Source organism: Pseudokineococcus basanitobsidens (genome assembly GCF_037482545.1).
Classification (GTDB): domain Bacteria; phylum Actinomycetota; class Actinomycetes; order Actinomycetales; family Quadrisphaeraceae; genus Pseudokineococcus; species Pseudokineococcus basanitobsidens.
This window is the reverse complement of the sequence record NZ_JBBIAA010000005.1, coordinates 69,773-81,510: the sequence shown is the minus strand read 5'-3', so window position 1 is coordinate 81,510 and position 11,738 is coordinate 69,773. Positions and strand designations below refer to the sequence as shown.

Below are 11,738 nucleotides of genomic sequence, written 5' to 3'. Positions count from 1 at the left end.
CCCCCCGATGCAGTCCGGCGTCACCTGGCTGGCGCTGCAGACCGGGGCGCCCGTCGTCCCCGTCGCGCTGCTCGGGACCCGCGGCCCCGGGTCGACCTACGACCTGCCCCGGCCCCGCCAGCCCGTGCACGTCGTCTTCGGCGCGCCGGTCTCCCTGCAGGCCCGCGCCGGCGTCCCCCGCCGCGACGCGCTCCAGCAGGCCACCGAGGACCTGCGGTCGGCCATGACCGCGCACGTGCACGACGCCGTGGAGCGCACCGGCATGCCCCTGCCCGAGGACGTCGAGCGGCCCCCGGGCCACGAGGAGGCCTGAGCCGTGGGCGACGGCGCGCACCAGCCGCAGGACGAGGCGCTCGACCGGGCCCAGGTCCCCCCGCAGGACTTCCCCCCGCAGGACGACCTCCCGCAGGACGACCTTCCGCAGGACGACCTACCGCAGGACGACCTCCCGCGGGACGGCACCGCCGCGCACGACGTCGACGGCCCCGTCGACCGGACCGGGGCCCTGCGCGCGGGCCTGGAGGAGTACGAGCTCTCCGAGGAGGACCTGGCGCTGCTGGGCGCCGACGGCGAGGCCGGCCCCGAGGTCGCCGAGGAGCTGCTGCCCGTCGTCGCGGTCGTCGGCCGGCCGAACGTCGGCAAGTCGAGCCTCGTCAACCGCGTCCTCGGCCGCCGCGAGGCCGTCGTCCAGGACGTGCCCGGCATCACCCGGGACCGGGTCTCCTACGCCGCCGAGTGGGCCGGGCAGCGCTTCACGCTCGTCGACACCGGCGGCTGGGAGAAGGACGCCGCCGGCCTCGACGCGCGCGTCGCGGCGCAGGCCGAGGCCGCGGTCGCGCTGGCCGACGTCGTCGTCCTCGTCGTGGACGCGACGGTCGGGGCGACGGCCACCGACGAGGCCGTCGTCCGCCTCCTCCGGCGCTCCGGCAAGCCCGTCGTCCTGGCCGCCAACAAGGTCGACGACCAGCGCGGCGAGGCCGACGCCGCGCTGCTGTGGTCGCTCGGGCTCGGGGAGCCGTGGCCCGTGTCCTCGGTGCACGGACGGGGCTCGGGCGACCTGCTCGACGCCGTCCTCGCGGCCCTCCCGGACGAGCTCCTGGCCTCGCGCCAGCGGCCCTCGGGCCTGCGCCGCGTCGCGCTGCTCGGGCGCCCGAACGTCGGCAAGTCGAGCCTGCTCAACAAGCTGACCGGCAGCGACCGGGTCGTCGTGGACGCCACCGCCGGCACCACGCGCGACCCCGTCGACGAGGTCGTGGAGCTCGCGGGCCGCGAGTGGCAGTTCGTCGACACGGCGGGTATCCGGCGGCGCACGCACCAGGCGAGCGGTGCGGACTTCTACGCGTCGCTGCGCACCCAGGCCGCGCTGGAGAAGGCCGAGGTGGCCGTCGTCCTCGTCGACGGCTCCGAGGTGCTCACGGAGCAGGACGTCCGCATCATCTCGACCGTCGTCGAGGCGGGCCGCGCCCTGGTGCTCGCCGTCAACAAGTGGGACCTGCTGGACGAGGAGCGGCGCCACTACCTCGAGCGGGAGCTCGAGCGCGAGCTCGTGCAGGTGCGCTGGGCGCCGCGGGTCAACCTCTCGGCGCTGACCGGGCGCCACCTGGAGCGGCTCGTCCCGGCGCTCGACGTGGCGCTGGAGTCCTGGGGCACCCGGGTCCCGACCGGGCGGCTCAACAGCTTCCTCGGCCAGGTCGTCTCCGAGCACCCCCACCCCGTCCGCGGCGGCAAGCAGCCGCGGATCCTCTTCGCGACGCAGCCCTCGACGCAGCCGCCCCGCTTCGTCGTCTTCGCCTCCGGGTTCCTCGAGGCCGGCTACCGCCGCTTCCTGGAGCGCAGGCTGCGCGAGGAGTTCGGCTTCGAGGGATCGCCCGTGGAGCTCGGCGTCCGCGTCCGGGAGCGCCGACGGCGCTGAGCGGTGCTGCCCGGCGGGGCGTCGGTGCGGTAGTCTCACGCCCGCCGCGAGAGCGGTCGTCGCCGCCCCTGCGGGGCGGTGGCCGACCGGTGCGGCGCCTCGGGATGTGGCGCAGCTTGGTAGCGCACTTGACTGGGGGTCAAGGGGTCGCAGGTTCAAATCCTGTCATCCCGACGGGCAGGGCCCCGGTGGACCACGCGTCCGCCGGGGCCCTTCGTCGTGGTCCGACCCGTCCCCGGGCGCCCCGCGGCGGCGCGGCGGCGGGTCGGCCGCCGGGCCCCGGCGCGCCCGTAGGGTGACGAGAGCACGCAGCAGCGGTCGGGCGTCGTCGAGGAGGGAACGTGAGCGGGTCGGGTGCCGCGCGCGGAGGTGCGCCGTCGGGTCCCCCCGGGGCCGTCCGCACGGCAGGACCGACCGACGTCGACACCGACCGCGTGCTCACGGTGCCCAACGCGATCAGCCTCGCGCGGCTCCTGCTGGTCCCGGTCTTCGCCGTCCTCGTCGTCACCGAGCGCGACGGGTGGGCGCTGGTCGTCCTGGCGGTCTCGGGGGCCTCGGACTACGTCGACGGCTACCTCGCCCGGCGCTGGCACCAGACCTCCGCCCTCGGGCGCGTCCTCGACCCCGCCGCGGACCGGCTCTACATCGCCGTCACGCTCGTCGGCCTCGCCTGGCGGGACATCGTCCCCTGGTGGCTTGTCGTCCTCATCGCGCTGCGCGACGTCGTGCTCGCCGGCACCGTCCCCGTGCTGCAGCGGCACGGCTACGGGACGCTGGAGGTCCACTACCTCGGCAAGGCCGCGACCTTCTGCCTGCTCTACGCCTTCCCCCTCATCCTCCTCGGGCAGGTCGACGGCACCGTCGGTGCCGTCGCGGAGCCCCTGGGCTGGGCCTTCGCCTGGTGGGGCACGGGCCTGTACTGGTGGGCCGGCCTGCAGTACGTCCACCAGGTGCGCCTGCTGGTCCGTGACGACCCCGGCACGCCCGCGGTCGCCCCGGCCGGTCCGGCGTCCCGTGAGGCGGAGGGCGACCGGCCGGGGGAACGGCCGTGAGCGACCACGGGACCGGACCCGCGGCGGCGTCGGGGGCCCGACCGGCCCGGCCCGACGCGTCGATGACGCTGCTGCGCGAGGTCATGGAGCGGCCCTTGGACCCCGGCTACGCCGCGGCCGCGGCCCGCCGGGGCGGCGGGGGCGCCGCGCCGTCACGCCGTCGTACGCGCACCCTCACGGCGGGGCTCGCCGCGCTCGCGGGGGCGGCCACCGTCGTCGGCGTCGTCCAGCTGCGTGCGCCCGCCGCCGAGGGGACGACCGCCGCGCTGCGGGACCAGGTCGCGCAGCGCCAGGAGGAGGTCGGCGCGCTGGAGCAGCAGGTCGAGAGGGCCCGCGCCGACGTCGTCGACGCCGAGGAGGCCGTCCTCGGGCCGGAGCCGGGTGCGGGTGGCGGCTCCGGGGCGCTCGCCCTCACCACGGGCGACGTCGCCGTCCGGGGGCCCGGCGTGCGGGTCGTGGTCGACGACGCGCCCTCCGCCGGCGCGGACGCCTCGGGCTCCCCGCGGACGGACGCTGAGGCCGACGCCGGGCGGGTGCGCGACCGGGACCTCCAGGTGCTCGTGGACGGGCTGTGGGCGGCCGGGGCGCAGGCGGTCTCCGTGGGCGGCCAGCGGCTCACGGCGCGCACGGCGGTGCGCGGCGCCGGGGAGGCCGTGCTCGTCGGCTACCAGCCGCTGTCGCCGCCGTACGAGCTGCTGGCGGTGGGGGACCCGGGGGAGGTGTCCGCGGGCTTCGCCCGCTCCGCCGGCGGCCGGTACGCGGCCGCGCTGGCCGAGTACGGGATCACCGTCGACGTGAGCACGGAGGAGGAGCTGCACCTGCCCGCGGCGGTGGGCCTGCGGCCGGAGCTCGCACGGCCCCTCGACGGCTCGGACGACGACGGGGCCCCGGGAGGGGCCGCAGACGGCGGCGGGGCCTCGGGGGAGGGCTCGTGATCGCCGTCCTGGGGCTCGTCGTCGGCGTGGTGGTCGGGCTCGTCCTGCAGCCGACCGTCCCGGCGGTCGTCCAGCCGTACCTGCCGATCGCCGTGGTCGCCGCCCTCGACGCCGTCTTCGGCGGGCTGCGGGCGGTGCTCGACGGCGTCTTCGACGACCGGGTCTTCGTCGTCTCGTTCCTGTCGAACGTCGTCGTGGCCGCCCTCGTCGTCTACCTCGGCGACCAGCTGGGGGTCGGCGCGCAGCTGTCGACCGGCGTCGTCGTCGTCCTCGGCATCCGCATCTTCTCCAACGCCGCCGCCATCCGCCGGCACCTCTTCGGGGCATGAGCGCCGACGACGGCGAGGGCGGCGCCCGGGCGGCGCCGGACCGGGGTCCGCGCGCGCCGCTGCGACGGCTGCGTACGGCCCTGCGGCCGCGCGCGACCCGCGGGCAGCTGCTGGCGGGGCTGCTGTGCGCGGCCCTCGGCTTCGCGCTCGTCGTGCAGCTGCGCGTCACGCAGGAGTCCGGCCTCGACGGCCTGAGCGAGCCGGAGCTGGTCCGGTCCCTCGACGAGCTGGGGGACCAGGTGCAGAGCCTCGAACTGGAGCTCTCCGACCTGGAGCAGACGCGGCGCACCCTGGAGAGCGAGGGCGACCGCCGCCAGGCGGCGCTGCGCTCCGCGCAGGAGCGGCAGGAGTCGCTGGAGCTGCTCGCGGGCACGGTGCCGGCCGTCGGGCCGGGCGTGCGCGTGTCCGTCGTCGACCCCGCCGGAGGGGTCGGCCGTATCCGGCTCGTCGGCGTCATCAACGAGCTCCGCGACGCCGGCGCGGAGGTCGTCTCCGTCGGGGGGGTGCGGCTCGTCGCCTCCACGGACGTCGTGGACACCGCCCGGGGCGTCGAGGTGGACGGCCGGCCGGTGACCTCTCCGTTCGACGTCCTCGCCATCGGGGACCCGGCCCGGCTGTCGGCGACGATCGGCATCCCCGGCGGCGTGCTGGACAGCCTCGAGAACGAGGGCGCCACGGTCACCGTCGAGCCGCGCGAGCAGCTGCGGATCACGGCGGTGGTCGACCCGCCCGGGGCGGGGGACCTGGAGGCCGACCCCGGTGCCGCGCAGGCCGAGCAGGACGACGGGTGAGCCGGAGCCCGACCGCGCGGGGCCACGGGCACGACGACGGGCCACGGCGCAGCACGACGGCGCAGCACGACGGGGCGCCCGCGACTGGCATGATCACGCCGGGCGGCGTCGAGGACCGCTCCCGACCAGACCACGGGTGCCGGCCACGGCCCGCGCCCGCCCACGACGGTCGCCGCGCCGCGGCGGAGATGGAGGAACCGTGGCCGACGCCACCAGCCCCGCGGAGTTGCCCGCCGACCTGCGCTACACCGCCGAGCACGAGTGGGTGCGCGCCCTCGACGGCGGCGCGGTCCGGATCGGCATCACCGCCTTCGCCCAGGACGCGCTGGGCGACGTCGTCTTCGTCCAGCTGCCGGAGACCGGCACCTCCGTGGACGCGGGCACGAGCATCGGCGAGGTCGAGTCGACGAAGAGCGTGAGCGAGGTGTACGCACCCCTGACGGGCACCGTCCGCGCCGTGAACGACGCGCTCGAGGCCACGCCCGAGCTCGTCAACTCCGACCCCTACGGCGAGGGCTGGATGTTCGAGCTGGAGGGCGTCGAGGCCGGTGCGGTCGAGGCGCTCCTCGACGCGGACGGCTACCGGGCGACGACGGGCTGAGGCGCGGAGGGGAGCTGCCCGGTCGAGCGGCCGCGGCGGCTGCTGCGCAGGGCGTCTCGACGTCCGTGCGGACGGCGGGCACCACTACAGTGACGGACCCAGGAGCGCCGCCGCACGCGCCGGACGAGACGCGGGCGCAGGCCCGCCGGGCCGGCCCCGGAGCACGGGCGGGGTCGCGCCGGCAGAGGTGGACGCGCCGCGGCGCAGCAGCGAAGGAGAGGCGATGAGCACGCAGGACCCCGGCCCGCGGGACCCGGCGGACACCTCGACGTCCGGCCACGGCCTGCCGGACCTCGCGTCGACCTCGGAGCAGGCCCCGGCGCCGGCGGACGAGGCGGTCGTCCCCGCGCTCTCCGGCGACGAGCGGGAGGCGGTCTCGTCGCTGCCCACCGGCTCGGCGCTCCTCGTGGTGCAGCGCGGGCCCAACCACGGGGCGCGCTTCCTGCTCGACGCCGGCCGCACGAGCGCCGGGCGCCACCCGGACAGCGACATCTTCCTCGACGACGTCACCGTCTCCCGGCGCCACGCGGAGTTCCTGCGCGAGGGCTCGGGCGAGGCGACGCGGTTCCTCGTCCGCGACGCCGGGAGCCTCAACGGCACCTACGTCAACCGGGACCGCGTCGACGAGGTGGAGCTGTCCGCCGGGGACGAGGTCCAGGTCGGCAAGTACCGGCTCGTCTTCCACCCCTCCGGCGAGGTCGCTGGCGGCGCCGACGCCCCGGGCCCCGCGTGAGCGCGGGTGCGTCCCGGCGCAGCCTCGACGACCCGCAGCGCGGCGGGGCGGCCGGCGGCGGTCGGCTCCTGAGCATCGGGGAGCTCCTCGGGGAGCTCGTGGGCGAGTTCCCGGAGATCAGCCACTCCAAGATCCGTTTCCTCGAGGAGAAGGGTCTCGTCGAGCCCCGACGCACCCCGGCGGGGTACCGCAAGTTCACGACGGCCGACGTCCGGCGGCTGCGCACCGTCCTGGCGCTGCAGCGCGACCACTACATGCCGCTGAAGGCCATCGCCGAGCACCTCGACGCGCTCGACCGGGGTCTGGAGCCGGCGCAGCAGCCCGGGCCGCCGGTGCTCTCGCCGCGGGCGGTGCCCGACGTGGAGCCCGACCGCCTCGTCCCGCAGCCCCGGCTGCGCCTGCGGCGCCCGGAGCTGCGGGAGGCGGCCGCCGTCGACGAGCAGCTGCTGGCGGACCTCGAGGGGTACGGGCTGGTCACCGCCGAGGACGGGCACTACGGCGCCGACGACCTCGAGGTGGCCCGGGCCGCCGGCGAGCTGGCGGCCTACGGCATCGAGGCCCGCCACCTGCGGGCCTTCCGGACGGCCGCCGAGCGCGAGCTCGGCCTCGTCGACCAGGTCGTCGCGCCGCTGCGCCGGCACCCCTCGCCCGGGGCGGGCGCGCGGGCCGCCGACTCCGCCTCCGAGCTCGCGGCCCTGTGCCTGCGGCTGCACACCGCGCTCGTGCGGGCGGGCCTCGACCGGCTCGTGTGAGGCGTCCCCACCCGCCGGGTGGGCGGGAGCGGGCTACCGTGGCGACGTGCGCGAGCTCGAGGTCGTCGGAGTCCGGGTCGAGATGCCGTCCAACCAGCCGATCGTGCTGCTGCGCGAGGCCGGCGGTGGGGAGCGGTACCTGCCCATCTGGATCGGTGCGCCGGAGGCGAGCGCCATCGCCTTCGCCCAGCAGGGCGTCGTCCCGCCCCGGCCCCTGACCCACGACCTGCTCAAGGACGTGATCGGGGCGCTCGGGCGCGAGCTGGAGCAGGTGCGCATCGTCTCGGTGCGCGACAACGTGTTCTACGCCGAGCTCGTGCTCGACGGCGGCGTCGTCGTCAGCGCCCGCAGCTCGGACGCCATCGCGCTCGCCCTGCGTGCGGGGTGCAGCATCCTCGGCGCCGACGAGGTCCTGGAGTCCAGCGCCGTCGGCGTCCCCGAGGAGGAGGGGGAGGCCGAGGACGAGGTGGAGCGCTTCCGGGAGTTCCTCGACCAGGTGAGCGCCGAGGACTTCGAGGCGCCCGAGGGCGGCGCGGGTGGCCCCGGCGACCCCGGGTCCGGCGGGGACCGCACCTGACGCGGCGACACGCCGCCGCCCCGGCCGCGGGGTCGTTGACCCGCCCGGAGGGGGTGCGTACGTTCGCCCCGAGACGACGACCGCGGTGGGCCCCCGGGCCCCGGTGCTCGATCCCCGAGCAGCCGGCCACCGACCGCGGCGCGCCCTGGAGGCCGGTGTGAGCACCACGGGAGACGCGAGCGGAGCGGCTCCGCGTCGCCCCGTGCCCCGGGCCTCGCAGGGCGTCCTGTTCTCCGAGGACCTCCCCGTCCTCGACGAGGAGGTCGGCTACCGCGGGGTGACGGCGTGCCGGGCCGCGGGCATCACCTACCGCCAGCTGGACTACTGGGCCAGGACCGGTCTCGTCGAGCCGGGTGTCCGCCCCGCCACGGGGTCGGGGACGCAACGGCTCTACGGCTTCCGCGACGTCCTCGTGCTCAAGGTGGTCAAGCGGCTGCTGGACACGGGGGTCTCGCTGCAGCAGATCCGCGCCGCGGTCGGTGCGCTGCGCGAGCGCGGTGTCGACGACCTGGCGCAGATCACGCTCATGAGCGACGGCGCGAGCGTCTACGAGTGCACGTCCGCGGACGAGGTCGTCGACCTCGTGCAGGGCGGCCAGGGCGTCTTCGGCATCGCCGTGGGGCGCGTGTGGCGCGAGGTCGAGGGGACGCTGGCGTCGCTGCCGGGGGAGCGGGCGGACGACGGCGCCGACGGCTCCTCCGCCGCCTTGCCCTCGCCGCAGGACGAGCTGTCCGCGCGCCGCGCCGCGCGCGCCACCGGCTGACCGACCGCCCGCGGTCCGCCGGGGTAGCCTGGCGGCAGCTGATCGACCCCGTGCGGGAGAGCCCCCGCCGTCCACGGAGCGCCCACCCGGGCGCCCCCACGGACGCCGGGGCACCGAAGGGGCAACCTCCCCGGAACCTCTCAGGTGCCAAGGACCGCGCGGGCGAGGCGTCTCTGGAGCCGACGGCGACAGAGGGGGAGCCCCGCCACGGGCGGGGCCACGTCGTCCGTGCGCCCGCAGACCGCCGGCGCGCCGCGTCCCCGGAGCCGTCGATGACCACGTCCGACCGGCACGACACCGCAGTCCCCCCCGCCGAGGAGGCCCCGAGGGCGTCGGGCCTGCTCGCGCCCGGGCCCTCCGGCGCCGCCGCCTTCGCCGACCGCCACGTCGGTCCCTCGGCCGAGGACGTGGAGACGATGCTCGACGTCGTCGGGCAGCCGAGCCTGGCGGCCCTCGTCGAGGCGGCCGTGCCGCCGTCGATCCGCGCGGGGCGCTCGGGGGCGCCGCTCGACCTGCCCGCCGCAGGCGACGAGAGCGCCGTGACGGCGCGCCTGCGCGCGCTCGCGGACCGGAACACCGTGCGGCGCAGCATGATCGGGCTGGGGTACGCGGGCACGGTGACGCCGCCGGTCATCCGCCGGAACGTCCTGGAGGACCCCTCCTGGTACACGGCGTACACGCCCTACCAGCCGGAGATCTCGCAGGGCCGCCTGGAGGCCCTGCTGAACTTCCAGACGGTCGTGGCCGACCTCACCGGGCTCGCCCTGGCGAACGCGTCCATGCTCGACGAGGCGACCGCGGCCGCCGAGGCCATGACGCTGATGCGCCGCAGCAGCCGGGCCCCGCAGGACGCGGCGCTCGTCGTCGACGCCGACGTCCTGCCGCAGACGCTCGCCGTCGTCCGCACCCGCGCCGAGGCCATCGGCCTGCCCGTGGTCGTCCACGACACCCGGGAGGGCCTGCCGGAGGGCGACCTCTTCGGCGTGCTGCTCCAGCAGCCCGGTGCCTCCGGGCTCGTGCGCGACGAGGCGGACCTCGTCGCGGCGGCCCACGAGCGCGGCGCGCTCGTCACCGTCGCGGCCGACCTCCTGGCGCTCACCCTGCTGCGCCCGCCGGGCGAGGCGGGCGCCGACGTCGCCGTCGGCACGAGCCAGCGCTTCGGCGTCCCCATGGGCGGCGGGGGACCGCACGCCGGGTACATCGCCGTCCGGGAGGGGCTGCAGCGCACGCTCCCCGGACGCCTCGTCGGCGTCAGCCGGGACGCCGACGGCCACCCGGCCTACCGCCTCGCGCTGCAGACCCGCGAGCAGCACATCCGCCGCGAGCGGGCCACGAGCAACATCTGCACCGCCCAGGTGCTCCTGGCCGTCGTCGCCTCCATGTACGCCGTCCACCACGGCCCCGACGGTCTGCGGCGGATCGCGCAGCAGGTGCACGAGCGCACCGTCGCCCTCGGTGGCGCGGTCCGCGCCCGTGGCCTCGACGTCGTGCACACCGACGTCTTCGACACCGTCCTCGTGCGGGTCCCCGGGCGAGCCGACGAGGTGCTCGAGCGGGCACGGGCGGCCGGGTACTGGCTCCGGCGCGTCGACGCGGACGTCGTCGGCCTGGCCTGCGACGAGACGACGACGCCCGAGGACGTCGAGCGCGTGGCCGGCTGCCTCGGGCAGGTCGGCGCCCCGGCGCCGGGACGGGTCGACGGGGCGGCGCTCGCGCTGCCCGCGGGGCTGCTGCGGACCAGCGGGTACCTCACGCACCCCGTCTTCGCCCTGCACCGCAGCGAGACGGCCATGCTGCGCTACCTCAAGCGGCTGTCCGACGCGGACTACGCGCTCGACCGCGGCATGATCCCGCTGGGCTCCTGCACGATGAAGCTCAACGGCACCGCGGAGATGGAGCCGATCAGCTGGCCCGCCTTCGCGGACGCGCACCCCTTCGCGCCGGCCGAGGACCTGGCCGGGACCCGGGCGCTCGCCGAGGAGCTCGAGGCCCAGCTGGCCGAGATCACCGGCTACGACGCCGTGAGCCTCCAGCCCAACGCGGGCAGCCAGGGCGAGCTCGCGGGGCTGCTCGCCATCCGGGCCTACCACCGCAGCCGCGGCGACGACGCGCGCGACGTCTGCCTCATCCCGACGTCCGCGCACGGCACGAACGCCGCCAGCGCGATCATGGCGGGGCTGCGGGTCGTCACCGTGGCGACGTCCGCGACGGGGGACGTGGACCTCGGGGACCTCGACGCCAAGGTCGCCCAGCACGGCGACCGGCTCGCGGCGGTGATGGTCACCTACCCCTCGACCCACGGGGTGTTCGAGGCGGGGATCACCCGCCTGTGCGAGGTCGTCCACGCCGCCGGCGGCCAGGTCTACGTCGACGGGGCCAACCTCAACGCCCTCGTCGGGGTCGCGCGGCCCGGCGCGTTCGGCGCCGACGTCTCGCACCTCAACCTGCACAAGACCTTCTGCATCCCGCACGGTGGCGGCGGCCCGGGTGTCGGCCCGGTGGCGGCGCGGGCGCACCTCGCGCCGTTCCTGCCCTCGCGGGAGGTGGCCGGGGGCGCCTCGGCCGGGACGACGTCCGCGGGGGGCGCGGGGCCCGAGGGCGTCGGCGCCGTCTCCGGCGCGCCGTACGGCTCGGCCGGGATCCTCCCGATCTCGTGGGCCTACCTGGCGCTCATGGGGCCCGACGGCCTGCTGCGTGCGACGCAGACGGCGCTGCTGACCGCCAACTACGTGGCCGCGCGGCTGCGCGAGCACTTCCCCGTCCTGTACACGGGCGAGGGCGGGCTCGTCGCCCACGAGTGCGTCCTCGACCTGCGACCGCTGACGGCGGCGACGGGCGTCACGGTGGACGACGTCGCCAAGCGGCTCGTCGACTTCGGGTTCCACGCCCCGACGATGTCGTTCCCGGTGGCGGGCACGCTCATGGTCGAGCCGACGGAGAGCGAGGACCTCGCCGAGCTGGACCGGTTCTGCGACGCCATGGTCGCGATCCGGGCCGAGGTCGCCGAGGTCGAGGACGGCCGGTGGTCGGTCGAGGACTCGCCGCTGCGGTCGGCGCCGCACACCGCGGCGATGCTCGTGGGGGAGTGGGACCGGCCCTACGACCGCGCCCGCGCCGTCTACCCGGCCGGGGTGAGCCCGCAGCGCAAGTACTGGCCGCCGGTGCGGCGCGTCGACGGCGCCTACGGCGACCGCAACCTCGTGTGCTCGTGCCCGCCGGTCGAGGAGCTCGCCGGCCTCTGACGGCGCACGCCGCGGGGCCTGGGCCGCGCCCGCCGAGGACCGGGCACCGCG

General features: G+C 76.9%; 12 protein-coding genes, 1 tRNA gene and 1 riboswitch. All 13 genes read left to right on the top strand.

What is annotated here, in order from left to right; all coding sequences use genetic code 11:
• The coding region (locus WDZ17_RS06995) for a lysophospholipid acyltransferase family protein (protein ID WP_422631865.1) at positions 1 to 313 on the top strand (313 nt) is incomplete at its 5' end.
• A gap of 192 nt (positions 314 to 505) precedes the next feature.
• Positions 506 to 1,912 carry a ribosome biogenesis GTPase Der gene (der, locus tag WDZ17_RS06990; protein WP_422631873.1) on the top strand — a complete coding sequence of 469 codons (1,407 nt, stop codon included), beginning with the start codon at positions 506 to 508 and terminating at the stop codon, positions 1,910 to 1,912.
• A gap of 100 nt (positions 1,913 to 2,012) precedes the next feature.
• Positions 2,013 to 2,086: transfer RNA gene (locus tag WDZ17_RS06985), tRNA-Pro, on the top strand.
• 260 nt (positions 2,087 to 2,346) lie between these two features.
• Positions 2,347 to 2,964 (top strand): cardiolipin synthase ClsA, encoded by a 618-nt coding sequence (gene clsA, locus WDZ17_RS06980; RefSeq protein ID WP_422631872.1) that lies wholly within the window; start codon positions 2,347 to 2,349, stop codon positions 2,962 to 2,964.
• A complete protein-coding gene (locus tag WDZ17_RS06975; protein WP_339574423.1) occupies positions 2,961 to 3,899 on the top strand; it encodes a DUF881 domain-containing protein in 939 nt (312 codons plus the stop codon). The genes clsA and WDZ17_RS06975 overlap by 4 nt, the downstream gene beginning before the upstream one ends.
• A complete protein-coding gene (locus WDZ17_RS06970; protein ID WP_339574422.1) occupies positions 3,896 to 4,228 on the top strand; it encodes a small basic family protein in 333 nt (110 codons plus the stop codon). The genes WDZ17_RS06975 and WDZ17_RS06970 overlap by 4 nt, the downstream gene beginning before the upstream one ends.
• On the top strand, positions 4,225 to 5,019 hold the full coding sequence (locus WDZ17_RS06965; protein ID WP_339574421.1) for a DUF881 domain-containing protein: 795 nt from the start codon (positions 4,225 to 4,227) through the stop codon (positions 5,017 to 5,019). Before WDZ17_RS06970 ends, WDZ17_RS06965 begins: the two co-directional genes overlap by 4 nt.
• A 199-nt stretch (positions 5,020 to 5,218) precedes the next feature.
• Entirely contained in the window at positions 5,219 to 5,620 is a 402-nt protein-coding gene (gene gcvH / locus WDZ17_RS06960; protein ID WP_339574420.1) for a glycine cleavage system protein GcvH, read from the top strand.
• 223 nt (positions 5,621 to 5,843) lie between these two features.
• A complete protein-coding gene (locus WDZ17_RS06955; RefSeq protein ID WP_339574419.1) occupies positions 5,844 to 6,353 on the top strand; it encodes an FHA domain-containing protein in 510 nt (169 codons plus the stop codon).
• Entirely contained in the window at positions 6,350 to 7,105 is a 756-nt protein-coding gene (gene ftsR / locus WDZ17_RS06950) for a transcriptional regulator FtsR (protein WP_339574418.1), read from the top strand. The genes WDZ17_RS06955 and ftsR overlap by 4 nt, the downstream gene beginning before the upstream one ends.
• 46 nt (positions 7,106 to 7,151) lie before the next feature.
• Positions 7,152 to 7,682, top strand: a complete 531-nt coding sequence (locus WDZ17_RS06945) for a bifunctional nuclease family protein (protein WP_339574417.1) — start codon at positions 7,152 to 7,154, stop codon at positions 7,680 to 7,682.
• A gap of 157 nt (positions 7,683 to 7,839) precedes the next feature.
• On the top strand, positions 7,840 to 8,445 hold the full coding sequence (locus WDZ17_RS06940) for a MerR family transcriptional regulator (protein ID WP_422631864.1): 606 nt from the start codon (positions 7,840 to 7,842) through the stop codon (positions 8,443 to 8,445).
• A gap of 43 nt (positions 8,446 to 8,488) precedes the next feature.
• Positions 8,489 to 8,612: riboswitch (glycine riboswitch) on the top strand.
• Positions 8,613 to 8,717: 105 nt separating this feature from the next.
• Positions 8,718 to 11,687: an aminomethyl-transferring glycine dehydrogenase gene (gene gcvP / locus WDZ17_RS06935; RefSeq protein WP_339574416.1), complete on the top strand. Its 2,970-nt coding sequence runs from the start codon at positions 8,718 to 8,720 to the stop codon at positions 11,685 to 11,687.
• Positions 11,688 to 11,738 lie beyond the last annotated feature (51 nt).